Source organism: Prevotella sp. OH937_COT-195 (assembly GCF_003932845.1).
Taxonomy (GTDB): domain Bacteria; phylum Bacteroidota; class Bacteroidia; order Bacteroidales; family Bacteroidaceae; genus Prevotella.
Map to the genome: position 1 here is coordinate 44874 of NZ_RQZH01000001.1, position 25484 is coordinate 70357.

Sequence of the window (25484 nt, forward strand, 5' to 3'; positions counted from 1 at the left end):
ATGAACAATAGAGGCTCGTTCTCTTTTAATTTTTTAATAATAAAATCATTTTTATGTCATTATAAGGTTAGGAAATAACGGACGAATTCGTCATATAAGTAAATGATAACAAATAACCGAATGCCAAGGAGAGACGAGGTGGAACACCTCTATTGCATTTGCTACGGCAAAATGTGCCGACTGGCAGGCATAATGCTGAACGATGATGACGAAGGTTGCGATGTGGCGAGCGAAGTGTTTGCAAGACTATCGGAAGGTGGATTGCGCCTGCCGGTGGATAAAGAAGAGAATTATCTGCTGTCGTGCGTTCGCAACCGTTGCTTGGACATAATTGCCCGCATGAAAGTAAAGGAGCGTGTTATTAGACATCTTACTCTTGATGTTTCGCCTACGGTGGTACCGGTGGAAGAGCGCGAGCACAAAATAGAACGCATGCTGTGCTACGCAGAGCGAGAACTGACACCGCAGACAATGAGAGTGTTCAAACTTAGGTTTGAAGGGAGAAAATCTTATCGTGAGATTTCCGATATGCTCGGAATAAGCGAAACCTCCGTCTATAAAAATCTTTCAAAGGCATTGGTAAAACTTAAAGAATTTGCCGACAATGATGAATGAGAAAAAAATGGAAATGCTGTTGCGTATTGCGGAAAATCCGGAAATGTTTGACGACAATGAGATAGAACAATTTCTGGATGACGAGGAATGTCGCGAGTATTACGAGTTGACGGTTATGGCCGAAGAGGGTTTCAGACGAAGAAAGAGTGAAGAGAAAATGCTGCCACGGCAGGAAATTACACCGTGTGTTTATACTTCTCCGTGGCGCAAAGCGGCTGTTGCGGCTGTCGGAATTGCGATGGTGGCTGGTGTCACCCTTGCCGCCATTAGATTGACTACCGGCGGCAGTGAAAAATCAAAGGTGGAAAAACAGCAGGCGGAACGGGAAATGTTGAATGCCGTAGACCCTGGAAATGATGCTTCAAAAGAAATTAAAGTGCTTTCTGCCAAGCCGCATGTATTTGAAAATGAAGATTTGGAACAGGTACTTTCGGAAATGTGTGCGTTCTACGATTTCAGTGTGGAATTCAAAAATGACGAAGTGCGCAAACTGCGGTTATTTTTCAAGTGGGATAAAAACAGCAGTGCTGAAGAAGTGGTCGAAGAGTTAAATCATTTCGAGAGTGTTGACATCGTCATCAAAAACCATACCTTTATTGTTGAATGAAATATCTGCAAATGTATATGAGAACAAGATTATTCGTCTTGATACTGATGTTCTGTGGCATTATAAATACGACCCGGGCACAGAAAATAACACGTTCATATCGTAATGTTTCTCTGTCAAAAGCATTGGAAGACCTTGGCAAATCAACACAAAATTACACCATCAATTTCATTTACAACGAACTGGAAGATTTCACCGTCACCGTAGATATTCGCAACAGTACGCTTCCCGATGCCGTGCGTGCAGTATGCGGGATGTACCCCATGAAAATAAAGTTCTACAAAGACCGCATATATGTGGAATGTACGCAGAAAGCCGATCGAAAATATACAGGTAAGGTAGTCGACAGCCGTAATCAGCCCGTGGTATATGCCAATGTCGCATTGTTGTCGCCAAAGGATTCGAGTTTCGTGAACGGCGGAGTCTCTAATGCGAACGGTGACTTTGTCATACCATGTGCCTTGCGAGAAATCTTGGTTAAAGTCTCTTGCATAGGATACCGCACAATATACCGTATGGCAACGGCAGAGAATATCGGAACGTTGAAGTTGGCAGACGAATCATATCGAATTAAAGGAGTTGTGGTAAAGGGTGAACGACCACAATACAAAATGACAGACGGAGGATTGACGGTTGACGTGGAACACTCATTGCTCTCGCAGATGGGAACGGCGTGCGACGTACTGTCGCAGTTGCCGCGTGTAAAGGTAAGCGATGACGGTAATGTGAGTGTGTTTGCAAAAGGTACGCCGATTATATATATCAACAACAAGCCGGTAAGGGACAAAGGAGAACTGCAACGACTGAAATCCACCGACATCAAGTCGGTAGATGTAATTACCAGTCCCGGTGCGCGATATGATGCCGCGGTGGAATCGGTAATTCGCATAAAGACATTGCGAACGCAAGGCGACGGATTCAGTTTCCGAACAAATACCTATGTGAAATATAACAAGAAATGGGCAGGTCACGACGAACTATTGTTGAAATATCGCTCGAAAGGTTGGGAGGCATTTGCCGACTTGTATTATTACAGCATCTCTTGGACTGAAGACAACAATTTGTGGCAGGATATATATGTGGGAAAAAACCATATAAACGTTGACGAGAAGACGCTTACCAAGATGCGCATGAAAGGTGTTAAAGGGAATTTTGGGTTGAGTTATGACATTAACGAGTACAACTCGTTTGGAATGTCATATTCTGTAAACAAGTCGCTTTATGGAAAAGCGATGACTGAAAATGCAGAAATTAATGTCCTTCGCAACGGAAAGCCGGAAAATAAGTTCTCAGTAAACTTTGACCGCAGGAATAGTGAAGGTCCCGGACACGAATTGAACGTTTATTATATTGGCAAGTTGGGAGAGGTGACCCTCGACTTCAATGCCACATACGTTTTTAACAAAAGCATGGTCAAGGTGCATAACGCAGAACGAGGCGAAGATTTTGACAACCGCGACATCTTCTATCGGACAAAGGGGCATAACAAGATGCTTGCGGGTAAGTTTGTTGTAGGATGTCCCGTAGGTAAGGGCACGTTGAGAATGGGTTCGGAAGTTTCGCATACCAATGCAGTCGGTTCTTACGAGATAAACATCGATTATGTGTCGCCTTCGGAAACCGATGTGAGCGAGAACAACATTGCCGGATTTACAGAGATACAGATACCGTTCGGGCGGTTCTCGTTATCCGCAGGGTTGAGATTTGAGCATGTTACTGCCGACTATTACTCGTTCGGCGTATGGCAGGAGGCTCCGAGCAGACGATACAACAACCTGTTTCCAAATCTTTCGGTTTCGTGGAATAAAGGCAAATGGGGGATACAGTTGAATTATGTCAGCAAGACGGCACGGCCGTCGTACAACTCGCTACGCAACGAAAAACAGTATGACAACCAATATATGTACGAAGGCGGCAACCCTTATCTTCGTCCGTGCATCAAACATAATTTCGAGTTTGATGTCACACATTCATGGTTTAACATATCAACGGGATACACATATATCAAAAATGTAATCGAATGGATGTGTATGCTTTATCAAAACAAAGAAATAGCATTCCTGCACAACATGAACTTCAACCATTCGCAGTATTTGTATGCCTCTGTCGGAATCTCTCCCAAATTCGGCAAGTATGAGCCAACACTGGAGTTGGACTATTGGCAACAGATATTCGATGCGAGGAAATATGGCAGCAGTCGAACCATGTATAAACCGGAGTTCGGCTTTGTGTTGCGAAACAGATTTGTGTTCTCTCCCTCTTGCTTTGCAATGTTAAACGTAAGTTATAACACGGAAAACTGTAACGGATTCAGACTTAATCAGAGCGCCGGATCGCTGGATGTCGGACTGGTAAAGTCGTTCCTCAACAAGGCACTCGTATTCAGTATCAATGCCGCCGACTTGCTGAAGACGAGACACGAGCGGTGGATTATGTACGGTCAGAGTGTCGATATAGGTAAAAACTGTTACAACTATGTTCGCAACGTATCGCTTACCGTGACATATAATTTCAATGCTTCACGCAGCAAATACAAAGGAACCGGTGCGGGAAACGAAGAAAAGAAGAGATTGTGACATGGTTTTATGTGTGGGTTTATAAATCAAGACCTCTGCAAAAGTCATTACTCCTGCGGATATTTTTTTAACCCCAATCGGTCATCAGACCGCATTTGCTTAGATTGGCTATTGCCGTTACGCTTCCCGACTGCTTTGGCCCGATTGCTGCCATCTGCGCAGCCATTACATCTCGACGCAGCCCGCTACGCCTTCGATGAAACGGCTGCACATCTGCTCAACAATCGAACAAAATCGGTTGAGGGTTCTAATGACCGATTTGGGTTAAAATAATTCTGCATAGTATTGTTTGTATATGTTTTTTATTGCCATACGTTCTGTTACGAGTTGACAACAAGCATGTTTGTCATTATACAGAGGCTGCTCGGCAATTTCGCCGAAATTGGTAAGCAAAACCGCCGAAATTGGTCGGTAATTTCGCCGAAATTGCATTATGATTAAGCACGAGTGAGATGCAGGTTCGGGGTAAAGAATAGTGTAAATTGTTAGAGACTTGTGTAAAAATAACTAATTTTGCAGAACTGTCAAATTAACTTTGTATTTGTAGAGAGTATGTCTTTGAGAATAAAATGGCGGTTTATACAACCTTATTGTCATACTATACCTCCTCAAGGGCATAATATTGGAAATCGTGGAGTATTGTACGGAGAAACTGTTCGTCGCTCATGCGTCCGTTAGACACTCCGAACACCGTGCGCACTTTCTGTGCAAGTCGCGATATGCGTGTTATGCGCTGCTGATTTTCCGATTGCAGACATCGTTTTATTACATCGGCCTGCTTCAAGGTAAGGTCGGCAGCCTGCGGAAAATAAGGGCGGTAGTTCTTGGATACATATCCGAACTCTGTGAGCGACACGCGGTTGCGTGAATAACTATTCAACTTTATTACCATTGTGCCGGCAGCCATGTCTCCGAGTCGCTGGTTGTTTTTCGATATAATTATGAACAAAACTCCAAGACAGCCCATAATGGGACCGTCTACAATAAAGAGCAACCAACGCATTACATAGTCGCCGAGTGTGGGTACCGAGCCGTCTTTCTTTACCACGCGTATTTTCATCACGCGCTTGCCTATGCTTTGTCCGTTGAAGAAAACCTCGCACAACAGCTGATATGAGATTACCGGAAAGAATATGACTAACAGAAAAACAAACAGGAATAAATCTTTTTCCAAGAATACGTTACGGGCATTTGAAATAATGTATGTCACTCCGGTTGAATATATAGTCAGTATTACTATGTCTATTATCCATGCCGCGATACGCAAAATAATACTTGCCGGCGATTGGCTGATTCGTACATATTGACCTGTTATTATGTTTGTTTGCGACATTTCCTTGTTTTTGTTGCAAAAGTAATTCTTTTTTTCTAACTTTGCAAAGAATTTACTTGGAAGTTGTTTTCGGTTTTTAACATATAGTTTTTCTGAATTGAAAGAAGCATCATTCATAAGGAGCAATATAGAGAAGTGGCAAAGGACGGAGGGCTTGGTTGATGCCTCCGAAAGCATTTCGCCGGACGATATGGCGGAGGCTTATACCGAGATTACCGCCGACCTCGCTTTCGCTCAGACTCATTACCGTAAGTCGAGGATAACGGTCTATCTCAACGACCTTGCCTCGGCGTTGCACAATACCATATATAGGAATAAGAAAGAGAAGTTGACGAGGATTTTCACTTATTGGACTCACGAGGTGCCGCTTACCATGTATGATGCACGCCGCGAGTTGCTCGTATCGTTCCTTGTCTTCGCCTTGTTCATAATGGTAGGTGCATTGTCGCAATTAAACGATCCTGGTTTCTCGCGCCTGATATTAGGCGATTACTATGTGGATATGACTATTGATAATATCAACTATGGCGAGCCTATGGCCGTCTATAACGGCGAAAGCGAGACACCTATGTTTCTTCATATAACGATAAACAACGTTATGGTATCGTTCATGGCATTTGTCCTTGGAATTTTCGCTTGTGTGGGTACCGGTTTCCTGTTGATGCAGAACGGCATAATGCTCGGCGCGTTTCAAACGTTTTTTTTCTCGCACGGTCTTCTCGTCGAGTCTGCACTTGCGATATGGCTTCATGGTACACTCGAAATCTCTGCAATCATAATAAGCAGTGCCGCAGGATTGGCACTCGGGCGCGGTTGGCTGTTCCCCGGCACTTACAAGCGTGGTGTCGCATTTCGCAAAGGCGCGCGCAGGGGATTGAAGATTGTTGTAGGCACAGTACCAATATTCATAATTGCAGGATTCATTGAGGGTTTCGTAACCCGTCATACCGAGATAAACGACATGGTGCGGGCTGGTATAATCTTTTGTTCACTCGCTTTCGTTATATTCTATTTCGTGGTGTGGCCGAGGATTTTGGCAAAGAGGGGAAACGTTGGGCGATGAGTTTTACTTTAAACTTTTAATGTGTTGTTGGAGGATATAGACAAAATACCGTTTTACAAAGAACGGACGATAGGAGAACGAATGACGGCCGCGCTCGATTTTCTGCGCGATAACTGGGTTGTTATGTTCAGGTCGGCAATATATATGTTGCTGCCATTGAGCATCGTACAGTCTGTAGCCATTAATAGTTTCTTCGGAAATTACATTAATCTATTCCTTGTCGGCGTCGATAGCATGGGCGTTGGTAATGAATTGGGCATAATACTGCGCTTGCTGAGAAGTTACGGAATAATAATAGTCTGTTTATTCATCGGCAGCATAATATTGCAGGCATTTGCATTCACCATGGTACAGGAATATAACGAACGTGAGGAAGGAATTGAAGGCGTTACGCTCGGCATGGTATGGAACAGAATGTGGCATAACATGAAGCGAGTGATGAAATCTACCATGCTCATGATGGTGGCTGTGATAATTTTCGGTGCTTTTTCGCTGCTAAACCCAATTGGTTTGATATTGTTCATTCCCGTAATTGTGGCTATGAGTGTATCAATGCAAATGTTTCCATGCATATATTCTTTTGAAGACATAAATATCAAGAATGCTGCACTGCGTTCCATACGACTTGGTTTTGGTACATGGGGGGGGCTTTTCATAATCAACTTGGTTGTTGGCTTTGTTATGAACATAATTGAGCAGGTTGTTGCCGTTCCTTGGAGTATCGCATTGGCTCTTGTATCGATTTTTACATACATTGACGAAACACCGCAGTGGATCATGGTAACAGTTCGTGTGCTCTCTTTCTTGTTCGGTGTGTTGATGATGTTCGTAACATATATTGCGATGATTATTCAACCGTTGGCAACGGCATACCATTATGCACACGCCACTGAACGCAAGGACAGCATAACCGTTGATTCCGATATAGATAACTTTGAGAACCTTGAATAAGAGATGACGGCAGATACTCTGACATATAATGCGCGGCAGATTGCCGAATGGCACGAGAGCGGCGACTATGAATACAACAACGAGTTGGTGGGGTTGCAGCAGAATCTCTTGGAATGGCTGATGAATATAATCAACCGTTTTTTGGACAAATTGTTCTCCGGTGTGTCATACGAAACAAAGGTTGCGCTGTATATAATAGGCAGCGTGGCAATTTTGCTGTTGGTGCTATGGCTGATATATAAGGTTAAGCCAAACCTTTTCCGGCGCGATGAAAAAACAACATTCGACTACAGGGAAGTGGAGGATACCATATACGGAATAGACTTCGCAAAGGATATATCCGCGGCAAAGGAGCGGGGCGATTGGTTCGAAACAGTCAGACTTGTATATCTTGCCACATTGAAAAATCTTTCCGACACGGGGAGAATTGTATGGCAGCCGTGGAAAACACCACTGCAATATACTTATGAGATGAATGATGAGTTTCTCGGAAAGATGACCATGCTGTTTGTTAAAATAAGGTACGGAAAATACGATGCCGGTGAGGACGATGTACGGAACATGGAAAAATGGCAGCAGTTGTTGAAATCCGCAGATACCGGAAAGAAAGGAGGCGGATATGAATAACAGCAAGATATTCGTATTTGTCATAGCGGTACTGCTCGTTGTGGCTGTACTCATAGAACTCTCCGTCCCTAAACGGTTCAATTGGAAAACATCGTTCGACCATGAAAGTGAACAGCCGTTCGGTTGCAAATTGTTCGACAGTCTTGCCGTGAAGAGTATGAAGAATGGGTATTCGGTACGACGTACTACATACTATCAGTTGTTGAAAGACAGTGTCAATACACCACTGAGCGTGATAGACATTCATGATAATTATTATGAAAAGCCTGACTTGGAGATAAAATCCATGCTCGATTTTGTTGCAAGAGGGAACAAGGTTCTTATTGCAACACATAATTTTTCTGATGACTTACTCGATAGCCTGCATTTAGTAATGGATGAAAAATTCTTTTATTCTTATTCGTTCGGTCACGGATTAATATCGAGTCGCGAAACTCTTTTGTGGGATGAAGATTCTATGTACGATGGTAAGTATTATAATGTATATTCAGGTATAGATGGTGCTGCGTTCAAGTTGGGGAAAGACACGATGTTATCATCTTATATAAATGACGACATGTATCCGGACACGATATATGATTATGATGATGAAGAAGAGTCTGCTAAACAATTGGGATATACCGATGTTGTAATAAGAGAGACAAGTGAGGAGTGGGAAACGATGGCATGGAAATCCGTGGAAAATGAAATAATGCCTATTGTTATGAAGCGCAAGTGGGGCAGGGGAGAAATAGTGGTGTGTTCAACACCGCTTATGCTTACCAATTACGGTATAATGGATGGCGAAAACGTGGGTTATGTATATCGGCTTTTGAACAGCATAAGCGATAACCCCGTGATACGTCTTGTCGATACAGAACCGGAGGAGAGCCATGTCAGTCAATCACCAATGCGTTTCTTCCTTGCAAACCCGCCTTTGAGATGGGCAACATACATGGCATTGACAACTCTGTTGTTGTTCATGTTTTTCACTGCCCGTCGTCGCCAGAGAGCCATACCGGTTATAAAAAAAGCGGAGAACAATCAACTTGAGTTCACAAAACTCATCGGCACGTTGTATTATCAGGAGGGTGTTCACGGCGACCTCGTGAGAAAGAAATATATGTTCTTCGCAGAACAACTCAGGCGCGAGATGCAGGTGGATATTGACAATGACGCGGAAGACACCGAGAACTTTAACACAATCGCACGGCACACGGGAATGGAAGTGGCTGATGTCACGGCGCGGATAAAGACAATACGAAATGCATGTCGTGGCAATCTCCCCATGACGGAGGAGGAAATGATGATGTATGTTGACTACATGAACGAGATGTTGTATGGAATTTAACTTTTTACACTTAACTTTTAAATAAATGGTGGAAGAACAAAATAGAATGGATCTGACAGTATTTTCAGAGAAGATACAGCAATTGAGAGAGCAAATAAGAAAGGTAATCATAGGGCAGCATCAGGCGGTTGACCTTATACTTACAGCCGTACTTGCCAATGGGCATGTGCTTATAGAGGGCGTGCCGGGAGTTGCCAAGACGCTTACTGCGCGACTTGTGGCAAGACTCGTTGATGCCGGCTTCAGCCGAATACAGTTCACGCCGGATCTCATGCCGAGTGATGTTCTCGGTACTACGGTGTTCAACATGAAAGACTCGGAGTTTCATTTCCATGAAGGTCCGGTATTCTCCGACATCGTACTTGTTGACGAGATAAACCGTGCACCGGCAAAGACGCAGGCGGCTTTGTTTGAGGTAATGGAGGAAAGGCAGATAAGCATTGACGGCACGACATACAAGATGGACGACCTCTTTACCATAATCGCAACGCAAAACCCGGTGGAGCAGGAGGGGACATATAAACTTCCGGAGGCGCAACTCGACCGTTTCCTAATGAAGATAACCATGAACTATCCTTCGGTTACCGAGGAGGAACAAATACTTCAATTGCATCAGGGCAAGCGAGATTTCGTGAAACTTGCCGACATAGAGCCGGTTATCTCTAAGGAGGAACTGATATTGCTGAGGAATAATATAAATAATGTGTATATCGACCCGGCATTGATTCGCTACATAGTGAACATCGTACAGCATACGCGGACGAGCAAAAGGGTTCTACTCGGGGCTTCACCGCGTGCATCGGTGGCGATGATGCGGTCGGCAAAGGCTTTCGCCGTGTTGAAGGGACGCGATTTTGTTATTCCGGAGGACATAAAGTTCGTGACACCGGGCATATTGCAGCACCGCATGGTTATAACCGCAGAGGCAGAGATGGAAGGTTTCACACCGCTGAAAGTGACTCACCGTTTGATTGACAAGGTGGAAGTGCCCAAATAACTTATAATTGTTTATTGTCTGTTATCCGTTGTCAGTTGCCAATTAAAAGTTTATTATGTTTTTAACTCGAAGGTTTTATATAATAATAACTGTCGTAATCTTCATTGTTGCCGCAGGATATTGGTTTCCGCCGCTCTTTGTGGTGGGCAAAGTTTTGCTTGCACTTTTTCTTGCGGCTGTTATTACGGAGACGGTGCTGCTTTATTGGCGACACGGAATAACGGCGCGACGAACATGCAGAGAACGTTTCTCGAACGGTGATGACAATGTGGTACGGGTGCATGTGGAGAACTCTTTTCCATATAAAGTGAGGATAGAGGTTGTCGATGAAATTCCTTTCGTTTTTCAGAGGAGAGACATTTCGTTCAAAGCGGTTGTCAAAGCCAATAACGGCACCACGATAGAATATTGCCTGCAACCTAAGGAACGCGGAGTATATGGTTTCGGGAGCATCAGGACATTTGCCACCGTGGCCGGCGGACTTGTTTCGCGACGCTTTACCACAAAGGCGGCACAAGACGTTAAGGTTTATCCGTCATATCTTATGCTGCACCGATATGAACTGCTTGCCGTGAGCAACAATTTGCAGGAACTCGGAATAAAGAGAATACGCCGAATTGGACACAACACCGATTTCGAGCATATAAAGGAGTATGTGCAGGGAGATGATTACCGAACGATAAACTGGAAAGCCAGTGCACGCCGCCACGCATTGATGGTAAACGTATATCAGGACGAACGCTCGCAGAACGTATACAACATTATTGACCGTGGGCGTGTCATGCAACAGGCTTTCGACGGAATGACATTGCTTGACTATGCCATAAACGCATCGCTCGTGTTGTCATACATAGCGATAAGGAAAGACGACAAGGCGGGACTGATGACATTCGACGAGAAATTCGACACCTTTGTGCCGGCCTCAAAGCAGACGGGACAGATGGAGATTCTCATGGATTGCCTTTACGGACAGAAAACCTCGTTCGGCGAGACCGACTATTTCTCGTTATGCGTACATACGGACAAGTATATCAACCGTCGCAGCCTGCTCGTGCTGTACACCAATTTCTCGGATATGGTGTCCATGCATCGCCAACTGTCTTACCTGCAACAATTGTCGCGCAAGCATGTGTTGCTCGTGGTGTTCTTCCTCGACAAAGAACAGCAGGAGTTCATAGAGTCTCCGGCACATGGCGTGGAAGACTATTATCGTCATGTCATTGCCGAGAAATTCTCATACGAGAAACGTCTCATTGTGAGTACGCTGCGACAGAACGGCATATACAGTCTGCTTACGGCACCCGACCAACTTTCGGTAAATATCATAAACAAATATCTCGAACTGAAAGCTCGACAGGTCATAATTTGATTACGGTACGGAGACGGTATCTTATGCTAAAGAATGTTTATTAGAAAGAAATGCCCGATTTTTTTATATTTGACTTGGACGGAACACTGCTGTACTCTCTCGGCGACTTGGCTGCGAGTACCAACCACGCATTGCGCACTTGCGGGATGCCGGAACACTCTGTTGATGACATACGCCGATTTGTGGGAAACGGTGTGAAAATGCTTATGGTGCGAGCTGTGCCCGATGGTGAGGCGAATCCATGTTTCGAAGAGGCTTTTTCTGCCTTTCGAAAACATTACATGGAACATTGTTTCGATACGACGAAACCGTATGACGGCATAATGGATATGCTTTACCAACTGAAAGCACGTGGTAAGAGCATGGCGATAGTAAGCAACAAGATGCAGGAGGCTGTCGAGGAATTGCGCCGACGTTTCTTTGCCGAATATATCGATGTTGCAATCGGCGAGAGTCGGAGGATAAGGAAAAAACCTGCTCCGGATGCAGTCTTCGAAGCTTTGCGATTACTTGGTTGCGATGACCGTTCACGCGCACTTTATATTGGCGACAGCGATGTTGACATTGAAACGGCTCGTGCTTCTGGCTTACGGTGTGCAAGCGTACTGTGGGGCTTCCGCGATCGACAATTTCTCATGGAACATGGTGCAGACAGCTTTATAAACCGTCCGGACGAACTCCTTTCGCTTTAAGTTATTCCGTGCTTTTAACCCAAATCTGTCATTAGACCGCATTTGCTTGGATTTGCCATTGCCGTTACGCTTCCCTACTGCTTTAGCCCGCTTGTTGCCATCTGCGCAGCCATTACATCTCGACGCAGCCCGCTACGCCTTCGATGAAACGGCTGCACATCTGCCCAACAATCGAACAAAATCAGTTGAGGGTTCTAATGACCGATTTGGGTTTAATCTATCGCATCGGAAGAACACCAATGAAATTTGAATAATTTATTTTAATGAAAGTTTGCTTGAAAGGCTAAAAGATGATTAGCCAAAGATGTTAAAGATACGATTAGTTTTAGATACATGTTTCAAACATGGTTCTATAAATTACCTCTGTAAAACTTCAACATTGCAATATTAAATATTGTGAGGAACTTGCTTTGCAGTTCGTTTTGCCTTGCAGTGAGCAGTTTGTCTCTGCCGTTCATAAGTTCTACGATGTTCTTGAGTCCGAGCCGGAACTGCTCTTGCAGCAAGTCGAAACTTGCCTTGGCACTCTCTGTGCCTGCCTTTGCGGCCTTGAAACGGTTCTGATTCGATTCTGCCTGCAACCAATAGTCCTCTATTGTGCTGTAAAGGTTTGTTGTCTTGTTCTCAAGTTCGAGAATATAGTCTTGCTGTTGCAGAAGGGCTTTGTTTATGGCAGTCCTTGTCTGTCTGTTGTCTGAAATCGGTATGCTTACCGTTACTCCTGCTCCGAGGTTGAAATTGTTCTTCATCTGCATACCCCACCCGTTGTCGCTCATCGACGTGGTGTTTGTAATGAAACTCGCGTTAAGACTTACCGACGGCATTCGTTGTGCTTTTGCGAGACGAATGCTTATGTCGCTGCTGTTTATGCCGAGTATGGCATTCTTTATTTCCGGTCGGCTTGCCAGTGCTTTCTGATATATGTTGTTCAGGGCAGGAATTTCTTCCAATGCCATTTCGTCCGTGGTCTCAGGTATTTCCACATCGAAAGTTGTATCGGTAAGTTGCAGCAGTTGTTTGAGTTGACGTTTGTAGTTTCTTACGTTCGTCTCAGCCTCCACCACGTTATATTCTGCCTGCGCTCGTTGTGCCGTGAGTTGTGCGAGGTCTGCCTTGCTCATTTTTCCCACATCTACCATTGTCTTTCCGCGTTCCTCGTTAGCCCTGCATGTCTCAAGGTTATCTTTGTTCACGCTTATGGCCTCGTTGCTATACACAATCTGCACATACAGTTGTACTATTTGTTCATGAATGTTGTTTGCCGTTATGGCAGAGTCGAGTTCCGCCATCTCCTCGTTTATCTTGTTCTGTTTTATGGTATTGGTATTCCTTTTGCCGTTCCATACTGTCCAATTGGCATTTATGCCGTAAGAGCCGTTGTAGAAAACTTTATCTATTGAGGTTTGTACATACCCGTTGGCAACAGTCGCGCTTCCCGTCTCCGGCCAGGGTCTGTAAGTCATGTTTTGTGAAGTATGTGCGGTGAGCGACGGCAACATTTCTGCTTGCGATTGCAATACGTCTTCGTGCACACTCAGTTTCTTTATCTTGCTTTTCTTTATTTGTATGTTGTTTTGTAAAGCATAGTCAATACATTCCTGCATAGTCCATTTCTTCGTCTCTTGCGCAGATGTTGCAGAGACAATGCCAAAGATAAGCAGTGCAAAAAATGTTAGTCTCATTGATATTTAAATTGATGTATGGGGGAGGTATAAATTGCCATCATAAAAAAGTTTTATCTTGCGAGTAACTTAATTTATAATAACCACCTGTAAAATCCTGAAAACAGAGAGTACTCTCAACCTTCAAGGTTTTTCATTCGTGCAATGTATTTTCCCAGTATGTCGAACTCAATGTTTACCGTCGTTCCCACTCGTATGTCGCAGAAATTGGTGTTTTCCATTGTGTATGGAATTATTGCCACTTGGAATGTGTCTTTTGTCGGGTTGCATACCGTAAGCGATACGCCGTTTACCGTCACGCTGCCTTTATCTACCGTGAAATAGCCTTTGCCCACCATATCTGCAGTACTTTCGTGGCGGAAAGTGAAATAGGTGCTTCCCTGCGCATCCTCAACGGTTATACATTCTGCGGTGGAGTCCACATGTCCCTGTACGATGTGTCCGTCAAGCCTGCCGTTTATCATCATCGAGCGTTCCACATTTACCTTGTCGCCCGGTTTTAGCAGCCCGAGGTTCGAGCGGTCGAGTGTTTCTTTCATTGCCGTAACGACATATTTGTCCTCCTCTATTTTAACTACGGTTAGACAAACCCCGTTGTGAGCCACGCTTTGGTCGATTTTCAACTCATCTGCAAACGGACATGTAAGTGTAAAATGAACGTTTTCTTTCTCTTTCTCTATTGCCACAACGGTGGCGAATGCTTCTATTATACCGCTGAACATAATATATTTACATTGATTGTAATATTGTTGTGCATCGCTCATGGTTCATTTCTCATAAATTAATGCTCAACAAAAAGAAAGGTCGTACCGATGAAGTGATGAAACTCCGAGTTGAAATGATTTGAGAGCTCTCCGTCTTTGTAATCCACCGGCCCTACGGCTTAGGTTCACGAGTGAACTTTATGTGGCCCGCCATTAACAAAAGAAATCTTCTCGGTTTTCTGTATTTATTTGATGAGTATCCCTATCTATACGATACGACCAATCTGTTCTCCTTTACAAATGCAAAATTAGTATATTATCCCATTATTTCCAAATATTTTAAGATTTATTCAAAGAAATATTTCAAGTTATGTTTGTCTTTATGATTACAAAAAAGCAACGGTGCTTTTTATGTGGAATATACGGAAAGCAATTTGTGTGGAATTGCATACCAAAGTATACTTCTTCTGTTACTTCATCTTACATGTTTTTGTCTGTTGTCAGCAGTGTTTCCATGAATTGTTTTGCCGGCATTGTTCCGTATGCGCCGTTCTTTACACTTTCTTCGTCATAGGTTTGCACGCAGTCCGGTTCAATGCCTTTATGATATATGGCAAACGGCACAGGCTCGTTTACATGTATGCGCATTTCTACCGGAGTGAGGTGGTCGGGCAGTATGGTCATTGTCACGTGTTCGTTCCATTGTTCCAGATGTTTGTAAATGGGTGCTATTAGTCGTCGGTCGAGATCGTTTATTGCTTGCAGTTTCATTTTGAGGTTTCCGTTGTGTGAAACCTCATCGGTCGCTTCCACATGTACGAATACCAAGTCACGGTGTTTCAACGCGTTTATTGCGGACTCAGCTTTGCCCTCATAGTTCGTGTCGGCATGTCCCGTTGCTCCTTTAACCTTTACAATGTCGAGTCCGGCATGGCGACCTATTCCCCGCACGAGGTCAACCGCGCTTATAACGCTTCCCGACTTTATCTGCGGATATATGCTTGACAGTGTTGGCATGTTCGGCCGATAGCCTCCGCTCCACGGCCATATTCCGTATTTTTTCTTGCCTCGTGAGAAATTCTTCAGAATGGTCTGCGATTCATATATTATATTGTTCAGCAGTTCGGCAGTCTGCCGTCCCGTCATTCTTTCGTGTTTATTCCCTTTTTCATCGATATAAAAATCATGTCTGTCTGTCCGGCGATCTTCGTCCGTAACGAGGATTTTCTCCAATTTCTCCCCGATGTGTTCGTGCGGTGGGCGGCATGATATGTGTTTGTTTCCGCCCTTTATTATCAACAGATGTCGGTATTGCATTCCCTCAACGAGCCTTACCCTGTCTTCGGCAAGTCGTTCGTTGAGGTGTCGTATAATTTCACTTGCATGTTTTTGGTCGATGTTTTCTCCGTTGTGAGAGGTAATTCTTCCATTGTCAACAGTTATTATGTTGCATCTCAACACCATGTCGGCTGTTGTCATATCGTACCCCGTGCCTGCCGCCTCCAACGGTCCGCGTCCTTCATACACTTCGCGCGGGTCGTATCCCAGTATGGCAGTATTTGCCACCTCGCTTCCCGGCGGTAATCCTTGTGGAACGGTTATCAGTCTCCCCGTGCGTCCCTTCCTTGCTATAATGTCCATGAATGGCTTGTCGGCATATTGCAACGGTGTTTTCCCTCCAAGTCTTTCAACCGGGTGGTCTGCCATTCCGTCGCCTACGATGATGATATATTTCATCTGTGATGTTTGCCGGCTTGCTTCGGTACAAATGTACTATATATTCCCTGCCTTTCTTCTTTCAATCAATTTCTTTATCACGAAATATGCAATGCCGATAATGACAAGTGTCAGAATGCCCCATTTGATATAGTCTCCGTATTCTATGAGTTTGTCATGCAGTTGGTCTTCGGGTACAATGGTGTGCAGGTACCAGCCCAATGCGGCAAGAATGCAGTTCCATATCCCGGCACCTATGGTGGTGTAAAGCAGGAATTTCCAGTAATTCATCTTTGCCAGTCCTGCCGGTATCGATATAAGGTGACGTATTCCGGGTATTAGTCTTCCCGTGATGGTGGCTAACATACCATGGTCATAGAAATATTTCTCGCTCTTTTCCACCTTCTGTTGGTTTAGCAGGCACAGTCGTCCGAGGTGGCTGTTTGCGAACTTGTATATTATTGGTCGTCCGAGATAATATCCGGCGACATAGTTTATCGATGCGCCAAGGTCGGCACCGAGTGTTGAGAACAGTATAACGAGCGTCATGTCAAGTTCGCCTCCCGCAGCATGATATGCCGCCGGCGACACTACCAATTCCGACGGTACGGGTACCACGGTGCTCTCAAGCATCATAAGGAAGAATATGAGTGGGTAGTTCATATTCTCAAGAAATGATGTTATCAATGGTTCTATCCAATCCATGATTAAAGTTTTTTATATTATTCTTTTTCCGGTTTTATATTTCCGAGCAGCATCTCGGCTGTGTGAGGTGTCTTTTCGAAAGCAATTTTTCTGTATTCCATATACTCCTTTTCATTGTCTGTGTAGAGGCAGAACAATGCGTGGTAGGCATACGCTTCGGGCAGTTCGTCGCCACATATATCGAGCAGCGATTTTGTTGTGAGGTATGCCGAGACGTATAGCCGGCTCTCATAGAGTGCCATTCCGATTTTGAGATATGTTTGCGCTGAGTAGCCCGAATCTTTCAGAGCTTTCTCGTAGCATTTCTGTCCTTTCTCGTATTCGCCTTTCGACATTAATACCAGTCCTCGCATTACATCTCTGTCGGTATGACTCCATTCTGCCTTTTCACTTCTGTCGAGATAGGCGAGAGCCTCGTCGTAGTGGCCGAGATGACACAGTGCCACGGTGAGTTCTCTGTATATGTCTCCTACATTTCTTGAGTCGATGGATATTTTCTTTTCCGCTTCTTTAAGATGTTCCACTCCCTCTTGCAGTCTGTTTTGCGCAATCATTGCAATCCCGAGCATCATCTCTCCCCCCTCCTCGTCCGGGCGCAGTGCGGTGAAATGCTTGAAATATCGTATTGCCTCATCATAGTTGCCCAGTTGGTATAGTGCGCTTCCTTTGTTGAGCACGGCCTCATCGTCGTTGGGATTGATTGCGAGACTGTATTCGCTGCTTATTATGGAGTCTTCGATGTTGCCGCTCATCAGTTGTGCCTTGGCAAGCAGGTTCCAGTAGGCTGTCTCATACGGGTCGTTGTCAATCAGTTGGTTGAGTATTTCCTGACTCTCTTCCAGTTTCCCTTTGTTTATGAGAATCATTGCCTTTATTTCCTTTTTCTGGTCGCTTTCCTTGTTTCCGCTCTTTTCGAGCCACGCCTCCGCCATTCCGAGACAGTTGTAGTCGGCGTATATTCTGGCCACTTCTTCGGCAATCTCTTCCTTTTCCTCTTCCTCCCGGCTATATACCTGTTGCAACAATTTTTCCGCCTCGTTGTCTTGTTTGCGTGTAAGCATAATCTCGGCCTTGATGTAAATATAGTCTATGTTATCCTTGTCGGCAACACAATCCATTGTCTTTTCCGCCCCGTCAGGGTCGTGGTCGTAGGTTAGTTGCATGCGTGATTTCATCAGCAGTGCATCGTCTGCGTCGGTAAATGTCTCTATCACGTCATCTACCATAGCCCTTGCCTTTGCCACTTTGCCGTGAATGCAGTAATAGTCTGCAATGTCGAGCAAGTCGTCAGAGTCGAAGAAACGGCTCCTTCCCATCTTCTCCGACTCTTCGTAAGAGTTTAGAATTTCCCTGAACTCCTCGTTGTCGTAATAGTTTTCTGTCATTTGCCGGTCTCTTTTTTATGTCTTGCTCATCTTTGCCCAAGTGTCTTTCAGTCCGACCGTTTTGTTGAATATCGGTTGTTCCGGCTTGGAGTCGATGTCGGCCATGAAATATCCTATTCGTTGGAATTGCAGGTATTCTCCTGCTTTTCGTTCTGCAGCGAACGATTCTACATAACATTCGCTTATTATGCTGAGTGATTTCGGGTTTAGCAGTTCGCGGAAATCGCGTTCGTCGGCACTCGGGTTCTCCACGTTGAAAAGTCTGTCATACTGTCTTACCTCTGCCTTTACGCAGTGGTCGGCACTTACCCAGTGCAGCGTTCCTTTTACTTTTCGGTTTGCCCCATCCATTCCGCTCTTGCTCTGAGGGTCGTACTCTGCATATATCTCGGTAATGTTTCCGTCGTTGTCTTTCTTGCAACCGGTGCATTTCGCTATATATGCGTTCTTTAGTCGCACCTCTTTGCCGGGCGCAAGTCGGAAGAATTTCTTTGGCGCGTCTTCCATGAAGTCCTCACGTTCTATCCACAGGTTACGACTGAAAGTTATTTCGTGTGTACCTTCGGCCTCGTTTTCAGGATTGTTTACGGCTGTCATCTCTTCTGTCATGTCTTCCGGATAGTTCGTTATCACGAGCTTTACGGGATTTATCACCGCACTTACCCTCAGAGCCTTTGCATTTAGGTCTTCGCGTACGGCAGCCTCAAGCAATGCCATGTCGTTAAGTGCGTCGAATTTAGTGTATCCTATCGAGTCAATGAATTTGCGTATGCTCTCCGGAGAGTATCCCCTTCGGCGCATTCCGCACACTGTGGGCATTCGCGGGTCGTCCCATCCCGTAACAAGATGTTCGTCCACGAGAGCCTTCAACTTGCGCTTCGACATCACTGTGTATGTAAGGTTAAGGCGGTTGAACTCAATCTGTCGCGGTCTGTAACCGCGTTGATTCTCCATTGCTTGCAGTTCATCTACGAAATGGTCGTAGAGTGGTCTGTGCGGCACGAATTCGAGTGTGCATATAGAGTGTGTCACCCCCTCGAAATAGTCGCTCTGCCCATGTGCGAAATCGTACATCGGGTATGCGTGCCACTTTGTTCCGGTGCGGTGGTGCGGGGTATGTATTGTGCGGTACATTATCGGGTCTCGGAAGTGCATGTTAGGATTTGTCATGTCAAGTTTCGCCCTAAGTACCATCTTTCCTTCTTCCACCTCCGGGGTGTTCATAAGTTTGAACAATCTCAGATTCTCGTCTGCCGGTCGGTCTCTGTACGGCGAGGGTGTGCCTGCCGTTGTGGGTGTTCCTTTCTGTGCGGCAATCTGTTCGCTCGTCTGTTCGTCAACGTATGCCTTGCCGTTTTCAATCATCCATACGGCAAAGTTCCACAGTTTGTCGAAATAGTCGGAAGCGTAATACAGGTTTCCCCATTTGAATCCGAGCCATTCTATGTCATGCAGTATCGAGTCAACGTATTCCGTATCTTCTTTCGACGGGTTGGTGTCATCGAATCTTAGGTTGCATACACCGTTATATTTTTCTGCCACGCCAAAATCCATACATATCGCCTTTGCGTGCCCTATGTGCAAGTATCCGTTCGGTTCCGGCGGGAAACGTGTCTGTATTCTGCCTCCGTTCTTCCCTTCGGCAAGGTCTTGTTCCACTGATTGTTCCACGAAACTCAGGCTTTTCTTTTCCTCTTTGGAGTTCTCTTGTAGCATTGTCATATATTATATTCTTTTCTATTTCTATTTTTTTGGCGACATAATGCCGCATAAAACGTTGCAAAGTTACACATTTTATTTCTTATAACAGATATAATGATGCAAATAAATTTTTGATGGTTCAGGCTCTGTGTTGATTTGAATGTTTACATTTATATCTGCAATTTCGCCGAAATTGCCAAACAGTTTGTATCTAATGGCAAACATGCTTGTTATCAAAGAGTAACAGAACGAATGTCAATATGAAAAATATATCCGGACAGTATTATGCGGAATTATTTGTTTTTGCATAGGTTTTGGTTATTGAATTTATAAGTGCTTATTAAATAAAAACTTAACACGGTTCCTTATGTCGAACTCTCGTAATGGCTTGTAAAATTGACTAAAATTACATTTTGAAGTTGTTTCCCATAAAAAACAATCGTCTTGTTTCTTTTTTTACGTTTTTATTTCATAATTTTGCATGTATATATGGCAGAACCGTTGGCAGAAAGGATGCGCCCACGCTCGCTCGACGACTACATCGGGCAGAGACATTTGGTGGGAGAGGGGGCTGTCCTGCGTCAGATGATAGATGCGGGACGAATATCTTCTTTTATATTATGGGGACCGCCGGGGGTGGGAAAGACTACCCTCGCACAGATAATAGCCAACAGATTGAAGACGCCTTTTCACACCCTGAGTGCCGTGACAAGCGGAGTGAAAGATGTCAGGGAGATTATAGAAAAGGCAAAGAACGAGCGTTTTTTCAATACTGCAAGTCCAATTCTGTTTATTGATGAGATACACCGTTTCAGCAAAAGTCAGCAGGATTCGCTGCTCGGAGCGGTGGAGAAAGGCGTTGTTACGCTTATTGGCGCGACCACGGAGAATCCTTCGTTCGAGGTGATACGTCCGTTGCTATCACGCTGTCAAATTTATGTACTCAAACCTCTCGACAAAGACGATATGCTGCGTTTGTTGAAACATGCCGTGGAAAACGATGTGGAAATGACGAAACGGAACATCGAATTGCGTGAGACGGGGGCTATGATGCGTTACAGTGGCGGCGATGCGCGTAAACTCCTAAATATTCTCGAACTTGTTGTGGAGGCATCTTCGGATGACGAAGACATTGTAATTACCGATAAGGTGGTGGTTGACCGCCTTCAGCAAAACCCGCTCGCATACGACAAGGAGGGCGAGATGCATTATGACATTGTTTCCGCATTCATCAAAAGTATTCGTGGAAGCGACCCCGATGCCGCATTATATTGGATGGCTCGAATGATAGAAGGCGGAGAGGATCCGCAGTTCATAGCACGACGCATGGTAATAAGCGCGGCAGAAGACATAGGTTTGGCAAATCCCAATGCCCTGCTGCTTGCCAACGCGGCATTCGATACCGTGATGAAAATAGGTTGGCCAGAGGGGAGGATACCGCTTGCCGAGTGTGCCGTATATCTTGCAACATCGCAGAAGAGTAATTCGACATACAGGGCAATAGATAAAGCAATTGATGTGGTTAGGCGGACGGGAAACTTGCCGGTGCCGCTCCACTTGCGCAATGCACCCACCAAACTGATGGAAGAATTGGGATACGGCGACGGATACAAGTATGCCCACGACCATCCGGGAAATTTCGTGGTGCAGCAGTTTATGCCCGATGAAATATGCAACGAACGCTTGTGGTATGCACAACATTCGCCATCGGAGGAAAAGCAATACCAGCGAATGTTGCAATGTTGGGGCGAACGATATAAATCTTAAGGGAGTTGTTTTTGCGAAATGGAAACGTTCATACTGATAATCGAGTTTTTGGGAACATTCGCGGCGGCAATATCCGGAGTGCGACTTGCCGCGGCAAAAGAGTTCGATTGGTTCGGCGGATATGTCGTCGGATTGGCCACTGCCATAGGTGGTGGAACGTTGCGCGATGTTATGATAGATGCCACACCGTTCTGGATGACGAAGAGCATATATATAATATGTACGGGAGTGGCACTCTTGGTGGTACTGACGTTCAAGAAATATCTTGTGCGTCTTAATAATACTTGGTTCATATTCGACACTTTCGGATTGGCATTCTTCACGGTGGCCGGAATACAAAAAACGCTTATGAGCGGTTTTCCTTTCTGGGTTGCCATCATAATGGGTTGCATTACCGGAGCGGCAGGCGGAGTGGTACGCGATGTGTTGATAAACGAGGTACCGCTGATATTCAGAAAAGAGATTTATGCGCTTGCAAGCATTGTTGGCGGGATAATGTTCCAACTGCTGTCGTTTGCCGGGGTGGCAGATGCCGTATGTGCGATAGTGTGCTTCTTGTGTGTAGTAATTATAAGAGTGCTTGCCGTGAAATATCATATAAGCCTTCCGCATCTCAAGGCAGAGGATTTGGAAAGATGAATGTTTTTGCCCGAAACTAAACTTGTAAATGTTTCGTATTTACGCGAATATCTTTATTGTTTCTGTTGTTGTGTGCAAAAATCATTGTCTTTTGTTACCGCACATTCCTTTCTTAAACATTCGGCGGTTGAAGCGGTGCTGCGCCCTCAGTATGTCATAAACCTTGCTTGCCGGTAGCAGTTTCAAGAAACGGTTGTGATACTGCTGTTGCAATTCTTTTATCTGTATTTCGAGCATGTCGCGTTTCCTTACAGCATCCGCACATCCTTGTTCGGTTGCAGGCTTTATTCTGCGAAGTGCAGAAATACGGTCGTACAACATCCTTTCATTACGTATCATCTCATTGAATATGGGAAAAAAAGCAGATGCCTCCTGTGGTGTAAGGCATGCCTCGTTGGTAATGAATTGCTCCATGTCTGCCTTAAATTTGGCAGGGTCGAAGTTTTTTATGTTATTGCATCGCTGTGCGTTTATTGTTTGTAAAGAAACAAACAGCATGAATGATATTATAAGATGTCGTTTCATTTCTTGTGTAAAACTTTTATTCGCTTGTGAGATATGAGTAGAAATCGTCGTTGTTCATCATAACATAGTCAACTGCCTTTTCGATGTTGTAATCATTAGTATTTGCAACTATGTCGGCATTATTGGAGGGCAGTGTAGTGGACGCTCTCGAATCTTTATATATGATGTATCCTGCCAATATGCCGCCGACACATGCCGCCGTCGCAACATATATACGCATACGTTTCCATATATGGAGTTTCTTTGTGCTATTTGTATGCGAAAGTGCCATGTCTGGCAGGCTATCCATGATTCGGTTTTCAAGCAATGTGAAATAATCATCGGGTACTCGGAAAGGATTTTTTCTGCCAAAAGTATTTTCGAGTTTGTCGTCTACAATCATGTTTTATCTTTTTTAGTTTTTAGACGAGAGGTTGTTACGATAGTTTAAAACGTATTGTGATATTTTCTTTACTGCAATATGGTACGAAGCCTTTAAGGCTCCCTCCGATGTGCCGAGAATATCGCTTATGTCGCTGTATTTCATCTCGTCATAGTATCTCATCGTGAACACTGTTCGCTGTACGTCGGGCAGTGTGGCAACAGCCTCCTGCAACAACGCCTCTGCCGCATCGCCGTTGAAATAATCGTCTGCGATTAGTCTGTTTGCAACAGAATTTTCGGCATCGGTACTTATGTTTTTTCTTGAGCGTCGCATGTGGTCGAGAGCCTCATTAATTGCTATGCGGTAAAGCCATGTTGATATTTGTGACGTGCCTTTGAAACTGTCCAACGCCGACCATGCTTTCATAAAAGTGTTCTGAAGTACATCATCGGCATCGTCGTGAGTGAGTACGATGCGCCTTATTTGCCAATATATGCGTTCGCCGTACAGTCTTACCACTGTTGCAAATGCCTCTCTACGCGTGCTTTGCTCGGACAGTTGTGCAATAAGGTCGCTATCTTCACTTGTCATTTTCTGTCCTTGTTATTTGTGCCTAACATATTGTTTCAGTTGCTTTATGATGCGCTTGTCGTATCCATATACGTCGCTATAGGTTGTCAAATTGCCGTTTTTGTCAGGATAAATGGTGTAATATGTAATGAATACCGGTATGTTTGGCACAACCTTTACATTCCTTATTATGCTGTCTTTCTTTACCGCAGAGCCAATATTTTTTCCTTCATTGTCTTTCTGTACTCTGTATGTCATGGAGTATTTAATCTTTTGTGCAAGGTTCATGTCTTTCTCTTTCATTAGGAAAACGGCGAGTTCGTATGGTTTTTCCACACGTACGCAACCATGCGAGATGGCACGGTTTTCGCTATTGAAGACCCACGGGGTCGACGTGTGGTGTAGATATACAGAGAAGTTGTTCTCAAACCTGAAGATGATACGCCCGAGCGAATTGCCCGGTCCTCCCTCTTGTATTATGCGCTGCTGTCCGTTCAGTATCATTTCGTGTGAGGCTTCGCTCACTGGCAATCTTCCCTTTTTTTTGTCGTATATGAACATGTTGTTGCGCTGCATATACTGGTGACTTCCCGCTATTCCTTTTGCTATCGAATAAGGAACGTTCCACATCGGGTTAAGTTCGATTCTCATTATCTCGCTCGTAAGCAGCGGTGTCTTGGTGCTAATTGCTCCGCAGCATACTTTCATTGTGAGTGTGCTGTCTCCATTCACGGCATTAAGCATGAACGAAGGAACATTAACGAGAACATATTTCTCGCAGTCTTCCTCTGTTATTTTCTCGTTCCATCTGCATCGTTCCATGTTGCACATTGTGGTTAACCACTCGTTTTCCGAAAGTTTCTTGTTGTTAAGATATTCCCGCAACTGTTTATAAAGTTTTCTTTTCGGTTGTATTTCACGCAAGAAATTACCCAAGTTTCCGTTGCTTGTCACCTCAATGACTTTCTTGTAGAACGATTCTGTGGGATGTTCAATACGGATGTCGAACTGGTGTTTATACACCATTCGTGTAGAGTTGCTGTCGTTCACCAAATCGCTGTTCAGTATGACCGAAGGGTTTACGAAACCGAAATTCTGCCCCGACGAGTACCTCATTAATGCCCTTGACAAGTTGTATTCCAATCGGGCGAACACCTTGTTTATACTATTTGACGAATTGTCGAAGTCGAGTTCTCTAACTCGTCTTATATCTTCTCTTATCTGTTCTACCCTGAAAAGTTCTTCTTTGAAACCTGTTTCCACAATTTGGGAAATAAAAGACAGCAAAGTGTCTGCACGCGAATCCATGCCGTGACGGTCTATCCATATAAGTTTGTTACCGTCTGAATAATAATTGCGCACATATCTTACAGCGGCCGATGAAGAGTTTTCACTCTTTATCAACCGACCTATTTGCCCACGTATATCATCTGAGTTCAATTCAAACTCCGACACTTTCATTGCAGAAAGTGCCTCGGGTGTAATATCCTGATATGCCTGCCTGTCTCCATCTGTGCATGACAATAATGCCATAAGCATAATGAAACAGACAGTAATCTGTTTTTG

25 protein-coding genes are annotated in these 25484 nt (G+C 44.5%); 14 read left to right on the forward strand and 11 right to left on the reverse strand.

Annotation, left to right across the window (positions count from 1 at the left end; translation table 11 throughout):
* Positions 1-120 precede the first annotated feature (120 nt).
* The 4 genes from EII32_RS00195 to EII32_RS00210 are packed head-to-tail and all read left to right on the forward strand — an operon-like array spanning position 121 to position 4071.
* Positions 121-615, forward strand: a complete 495-nt coding sequence (locus EII32_RS00195; RefSeq protein WP_158611087.1) for an RNA polymerase sigma factor — start codon at positions 121-123, stop codon at positions 613-615.
* Positions 605-1222, forward strand: coding sequence for a DUF4974 domain-containing protein (locus EII32_RS00200; protein ID WP_125233449.1), 618 nt, complete (start codon positions 605-607; stop codon positions 1220-1222). Before EII32_RS00195 ends, EII32_RS00200 begins: the two co-directional genes overlap by 11 nt.
* A 17-nt stretch (positions 1223-1239) precedes the next feature.
* Positions 1240-3798 (forward strand): TonB-dependent receptor domain-containing protein, encoded by a 2559-nt coding sequence (locus tag EII32_RS00205; RefSeq protein WP_125233450.1) that lies wholly within the window; start codon positions 1240-1242, stop codon positions 3796-3798.
* 9 nt (positions 3799-3807) lie between these two features.
* Complete coding sequence (locus tag EII32_RS00210) at positions 3808-4071, forward strand: hypothetical protein (protein ID WP_125233451.1); 264 nt, start codon at positions 3808-3810, stop codon at positions 4069-4071.
* Positions 4072-4396: 325 nt separating this feature from the next.
* Here the strand turns inward: EII32_RS00210 and EII32_RS00215 are convergent, their stop codons facing one another.
* Entirely contained in the window at positions 4397-5131 is a 735-nt protein-coding gene (locus EII32_RS00215; protein ID WP_125233452.1) for an RDD family protein, read from the reverse strand.
* A 97-nt stretch (positions 5132-5228) separates the two neighbouring features.
* Here EII32_RS00215 and EII32_RS00220 point away from each other — a divergent pair, with 97 nt between their 5' ends.
* From EII32_RS00220 to EII32_RS00255, 8 genes are read left to right on the forward strand one after another with little or no spacing between them, the layout of a single operon-like run.
* Positions 5229-6194 carry a stage II sporulation protein M gene (locus tag EII32_RS00220; protein WP_125233453.1) on the forward strand — a complete coding sequence of 322 codons (966 nt, stop codon included), beginning with the start codon at positions 5229-5231 and terminating at the stop codon, positions 6192-6194.
* A 24-nt stretch (positions 6195-6218) separates the two neighbouring features.
* The gene (locus EII32_RS00225; protein WP_125233454.1) at positions 6219-7145 is read left to right on the forward strand and encodes a hypothetical protein; all 927 of its coding nucleotides are present in this window, start codon (positions 6219-6221) and stop codon (positions 7143-7145) included.
* 3 nt (positions 7146-7148) lie between these two features.
* Positions 7149-7772, forward strand: a complete 624-nt coding sequence (locus tag EII32_RS00230) for a DUF4129 domain-containing protein (protein ID WP_125233455.1) — start codon at positions 7149-7151, stop codon at positions 7770-7772.
* Positions 7765-9102 carry a DUF4350 domain-containing protein gene (locus EII32_RS00235; RefSeq protein ID WP_125233456.1) on the forward strand — a complete coding sequence of 446 codons (1338 nt, stop codon included), beginning with the start codon at positions 7765-7767 and terminating at the stop codon, positions 9100-9102. Before EII32_RS00230 ends, EII32_RS00235 begins: the two co-directional genes overlap by 8 nt.
* A 28-nt stretch (positions 9103-9130) precedes the next feature.
* The gene (locus EII32_RS00240; protein ID WP_199741370.1) at positions 9131-10099 is read left to right on the forward strand and encodes an AAA family ATPase; all 969 of its coding nucleotides are present in this window, start codon (positions 9131-9133) and stop codon (positions 10097-10099) included.
* A 55-nt stretch (positions 10100-10154) separates the two neighbouring features.
* Complete coding sequence (locus EII32_RS00245; RefSeq protein ID WP_125233458.1) at positions 10155-11468, forward strand: DUF58 domain-containing protein; 1314 nt, start codon at positions 10155-10157, stop codon at positions 11466-11468.
* 50 nt (positions 11469-11518) lie between these two features.
* Positions 11519-12160 (forward strand): HAD family hydrolase, encoded by a 642-nt coding sequence (locus tag EII32_RS00250; protein ID WP_125233459.1) that lies wholly within the window; start codon positions 11519-11521, stop codon positions 12158-12160.
* A 52-nt stretch (positions 12161-12212) separates the two neighbouring features.
* On the forward strand, positions 12213-12410 hold the full coding sequence (locus tag EII32_RS00255) for a hypothetical protein (protein ID WP_125233460.1): 198 nt from the start codon (positions 12213-12215) through the stop codon (positions 12408-12410).
* 100 nt (positions 12411-12510) lie between these two features.
* On the opposite strand, the gene EII32_RS00260 is transcribed toward EII32_RS00255, so the two are convergent.
* The 6 genes from EII32_RS00260 to EII32_RS00285 form a co-directional block, all read right to left on the reverse strand.
* The gene (locus EII32_RS00260; protein WP_125233461.1) at positions 12511-13842 is read right to left on the reverse strand and encodes a TolC family protein; all 1332 of its coding nucleotides are present in this window, start codon (positions 13840-13842) and stop codon (positions 12511-12513) included.
* 116 nt (positions 13843-13958) lie between these two features.
* Positions 13959-14564: a riboflavin synthase gene (locus EII32_RS00265; RefSeq protein WP_125233462.1), complete on the reverse strand. Its 606-nt coding sequence runs from the start codon at positions 14562-14564 to the stop codon at positions 13959-13961.
* 462 nt (positions 14565-15026) lie between these two features.
* Complete coding sequence (locus EII32_RS00270) at positions 15027-16283, reverse strand: cofactor-independent phosphoglycerate mutase (protein ID WP_125233463.1); 1257 nt, start codon at positions 16281-16283, stop codon at positions 15027-15029.
* A 36-nt stretch (positions 16284-16319) separates the two neighbouring features.
* The gene (locus EII32_RS00275) at positions 16320-16967 is read right to left on the reverse strand and encodes a DedA family protein (protein WP_125233464.1); all 648 of its coding nucleotides are present in this window, start codon (positions 16965-16967) and stop codon (positions 16320-16322) included.
* Positions 16968-16984: 17 nt separating this feature from the next.
* A complete protein-coding gene (locus EII32_RS00280) occupies positions 16985-18352 on the reverse strand; it encodes a tetratricopeptide repeat protein (RefSeq protein WP_125233465.1) in 1368 nt (455 codons plus the stop codon).
* A 15-nt stretch (positions 18353-18367) separates the two neighbouring features.
* A complete protein-coding gene (locus EII32_RS00285) occupies positions 18368-20074 on the reverse strand; it encodes a glutamine--tRNA ligase/YqeY domain fusion protein (RefSeq protein WP_125233466.1) in 1707 nt (568 codons plus the stop codon).
* 468 nt (positions 20075-20542) lie between these two features.
* Here EII32_RS00285 and EII32_RS00290 point away from each other — a divergent pair, with 468 nt between their 5' ends.
* Both EII32_RS00290 and EII32_RS00295 read left to right on the forward strand, forming a co-directional pair.
* The gene (locus tag EII32_RS00290) at positions 20543-21820 is read left to right on the forward strand and encodes a replication-associated recombination protein A (protein ID WP_125233467.1); all 1278 of its coding nucleotides are present in this window, start codon (positions 20543-20545) and stop codon (positions 21818-21820) included.
* 18 nt (positions 21821-21838) lie between these two features.
* Positions 21839-22459: a trimeric intracellular cation channel family protein gene (locus EII32_RS00295; protein WP_125233468.1), complete on the forward strand. Its 621-nt coding sequence runs from the start codon at positions 21839-21841 to the stop codon at positions 22457-22459.
* Positions 22460-22540: 81 nt separating this feature from the next.
* Here the strand turns inward: EII32_RS00295 and EII32_RS00300 are convergent, their stop codons facing one another.
* The 4 genes from EII32_RS00300 to EII32_RS00315 are packed head-to-tail and all read right to left on the reverse strand — an operon-like array spanning position 22541 to position 25451.
* Positions 22541-22984, reverse strand: a complete 444-nt coding sequence (locus EII32_RS00300; protein ID WP_125233469.1) for a hypothetical protein — start codon at positions 22982-22984, stop codon at positions 22541-22543.
* A 16-nt stretch (positions 22985-23000) separates the two neighbouring features.
* Positions 23001-23366 carry a hypothetical protein gene (locus EII32_RS00305; RefSeq protein ID WP_125233470.1) on the reverse strand — a complete coding sequence of 122 codons (366 nt, stop codon included), beginning with the start codon at positions 23364-23366 and terminating at the stop codon, positions 23001-23003.
* Positions 23367-23378: 12 nt separating this feature from the next.
* Positions 23379-23939 carry an RNA polymerase sigma factor gene (locus EII32_RS00310; protein WP_125233471.1) on the reverse strand — a complete coding sequence of 187 codons (561 nt, stop codon included), beginning with the start codon at positions 23937-23939 and terminating at the stop codon, positions 23379-23381.
* A gap of 12 nt (positions 23940-23951) precedes the next feature.
* A complete protein-coding gene (locus EII32_RS00315) occupies positions 23952-25451 on the reverse strand; it encodes a L,D-transpeptidase family protein (RefSeq protein WP_158611088.1) in 1500 nt (499 codons plus the stop codon).
* Positions 25452-25484 lie beyond the last annotated feature (33 nt).

Bases quoted from the DNA above. Each gene is read 5' to 3' on its own strand.
- EII32_RS00315 (WP_158611088.1), bottom strand. From the start codon at position 25,451: ATGGCATTATTGTCATGCACAGATGGAGACAGGCAGGCATATCAGGAT.
- EII32_RS00270 (WP_125233463.1), bottom strand. From the start codon at position 16,283: ATGAAATATATCATCATCGTAGGCGACGGAATGGCAGACCACCCGGTT.
- EII32_RS00285 (WP_125233466.1), bottom strand. From the start codon at position 20,074: ATGACAATGCTACAAGAGAACTCCAAAGAGGAAAAGAAAAGCCTGAGT.
- EII32_RS00295 (WP_125233468.1), top strand. From the start codon at position 21,839: ATGGAAACGTTCATACTGATAATCGAGTTTTTGGGAACATTCGCGGCG.
- EII32_RS00210 (WP_125233451.1), top strand. From the start codon at position 3,808: ATGTGTGGGTTTATAAATCAAGACCTCTGCAAAAGTCATTACTCCTGC.
- EII32_RS00310 (WP_125233471.1), bottom strand. From the start codon at position 23,939: ATGACAAGTGAAGATAGCGACCTTATTGCACAACTGTCCGAGCAAAGC.
- EII32_RS00245 (WP_125233458.1), top strand. From the start codon at position 10,155: ATGTTTTTAACTCGAAGGTTTTATATAATAATAACTGTCGTAATCTTC.
- EII32_RS00250 (WP_125233459.1), top strand. From the start codon at position 11,519: ATGCCCGATTTTTTTATATTTGACTTGGACGGAACACTGCTGTACTCT.
- EII32_RS00280 (WP_125233465.1), bottom strand. From the start codon at position 18,352: ATGACAGAAAACTATTACGACAACGAGGAGTTCAGGGAAATTCTAAAC.
- EII32_RS00235 (WP_125233456.1), top strand. From the start codon at position 7,765: ATGAATAACAGCAAGATATTCGTATTTGTCATAGCGGTACTGCTCGTT.
- EII32_RS00300 (WP_125233469.1), bottom strand. From the start codon at position 22,984: ATGAAACGACATCTTATAATATCATTCATGCTGTTTGTTTCTTTACAA.
- EII32_RS00265 (WP_125233462.1), bottom strand. From the start codon at position 14,564: ATGTTCAGCGGTATAATAGAAGCATTCGCCACCGTTGTGGCAATAGAG.
- EII32_RS00205 (WP_125233450.1), top strand. From the start codon at position 1,240: ATGAGAACAAGATTATTCGTCTTGATACTGATGTTCTGTGGCATTATA.
- EII32_RS00200 (WP_125233449.1), top strand. From the start codon at position 605: ATGATGAATGAGAAAAAAATGGAAATGCTGTTGCGTATTGCGGAAAAT.
- EII32_RS00215 (WP_125233452.1), bottom strand. From the start codon at position 5,131: ATGTCGCAAACAAACATAATAACAGGTCAATATGTACGAATCAGCCAA.
- EII32_RS00260 (WP_125233461.1), bottom strand. From the start codon at position 13,842: ATGAGACTAACATTTTTTGCACTGCTTATCTTTGGCATTGTCTCTGCA.
- EII32_RS00195 (WP_158611087.1), top strand. From the start codon at position 121: ATGCCAAGGAGAGACGAGGTGGAACACCTCTATTGCATTTGCTACGGC.
- EII32_RS00275 (WP_125233464.1), bottom strand. From the start codon at position 16,967: ATGGATTGGATAGAACCATTGATAACATCATTTCTTGAGAATATGAAC.
- EII32_RS00290 (WP_125233467.1), top strand. From the start codon at position 20,543: ATGGCAGAACCGTTGGCAGAAAGGATGCGCCCACGCTCGCTCGACGAC.
- EII32_RS00305 (WP_125233470.1), bottom strand. From the start codon at position 23,366: ATGATTGTAGACGACAAACTCGAAAATACTTTTGGCAGAAAAAATCCT.
- EII32_RS00230 (WP_125233455.1), top strand. From the start codon at position 7,149: ATGACGGCAGATACTCTGACATATAATGCGCGGCAGATTGCCGAATGG.